This window comes from Vibrio sp. 779(2023) (assembly GCF_033344285.1).
Taxonomy (GTDB): domain Bacteria; phylum Pseudomonadota; class Gammaproteobacteria; order Enterobacterales; family Vibrionaceae; genus Vibrio; species Vibrio alginolyticus.
In genome coordinates, this window is the sequence record NZ_JAWPOM010000115.1 from 1 (window position 1) to 1,342 (window position 1,342).

General features: G+C 51.3%; 1 protein-coding gene. It reads left to right on the plus strand.

Annotated elements, in window-relative coordinates:
* Positions 1–1,342, plus strand: a 1,342-nt coding sequence (gene glnG / locus R8O70_RS25380; RefSeq protein WP_318184479.1) for a nitrogen regulation protein NR(I), incomplete at both ends; no start/stop codon positions are given.

The window sequence follows — 1,342 nt, forward strand, 5'->3', positions numbered from 1 at the left end:
CGCTGGGTTATGGAGAAAACACTCTCCTCAGCCAACATAAAATGCGAAACCTATGCCGATGGGGAAAGCGTTTTGATGGCGCTTGAGCGCGAAGTGCCAGACGTACTGGTGTCTGATATTCGCATGCCCGGTATCGACGGATTAGAACTGCTCAAGCAAGTGCAACGTGATTACCCTGATTTGCCCGTGATCATCATGACCGCGCATTCCGACTTAGATGCCGCCGTTAACGCCTATCAAAAAGGCGCGTTCGAGTATCTGCCAAAACCGTTTGATATCGATGAAACCTTAACGCTGGTCGAACGTGCGATTGCCCACAGCCATGAAAACAAACGCGAGCAATTGTCTTCAGAAGATGCCCCGGCCGACACGCCAGAGATCATCGGTGAAGCGCCAGCAATGCAGGAAGTGTTCCGCGCTATTGGCCGCCTTTCTCGCTCGTCGATTTCCGTTTTGATCAACGGGGAGTCCGGTACGGGTAAAGAGCTGGTTGCTCATGCCCTTCACCGCCATAGCCCCCGCGCCAACAAACCTTTTATCGCTCTCAATATGGCCGCGATTCCAAAAGACTTGATTGAGTCTGAGTTGTTCGGTCACGAAAAAGGCGCATTTACGGGCGCGAACAGTGTTCGTCAAGGCCGCTTCGAGCAAGCCAACGGAGGCACGCTCTTTTTGGACGAAATCGGTGACATGCCGCTGGATATCCAGACACGTTTACTGCGCGTGTTGGCGGATGGTCAGTTCTACCGTGTTGGTGGTCACTCTCCGATTCGTGTCGATGTACGTATTGTCGCCGCCACGCACCAAAACCTCGAAAAGCTGGTACACCAAGGCGATTTTCGTGAAGACTTGTTCCACCGCTTGAACGTCATTCGCGTACAAATTCCTGCGCTTCGTGAACGCAAACAAGACATTGAAAAGCTCACACAACACTTTCTGGTACGCGCCGCAGATGAGCTTGGAGTGGAAACCAAAACCTTGCACCCGTCGACGGTCGAAATTCTCAATCGACTCAATTGGCCGGGCAACGTACGTCAGCTAGAAAACATTTGTCGCTGGTTAACCGTGATGGCGAGTGGCAGTGAAGTATTACCGAACGATTTGCCTTCAGAGCTTTTGGAAGAGAAGAAGACCGTTTCGGATTCAACCAAAGGCAGCTGGCAAGAACAATTGGCGGACTGGGCACGTCAATCGCTCGCTGCGGGGGATAAAGAACTACTTTCTTTCGCATTACCAGAATTTGAGCGCATTTTATTAGAAGCTGCATTGGAGCACACTAAAGGTCATAAGCAAGATGCCGCTAAAGTATTAGGCTGGGGACGCAATACGCTAACCAGAAAGT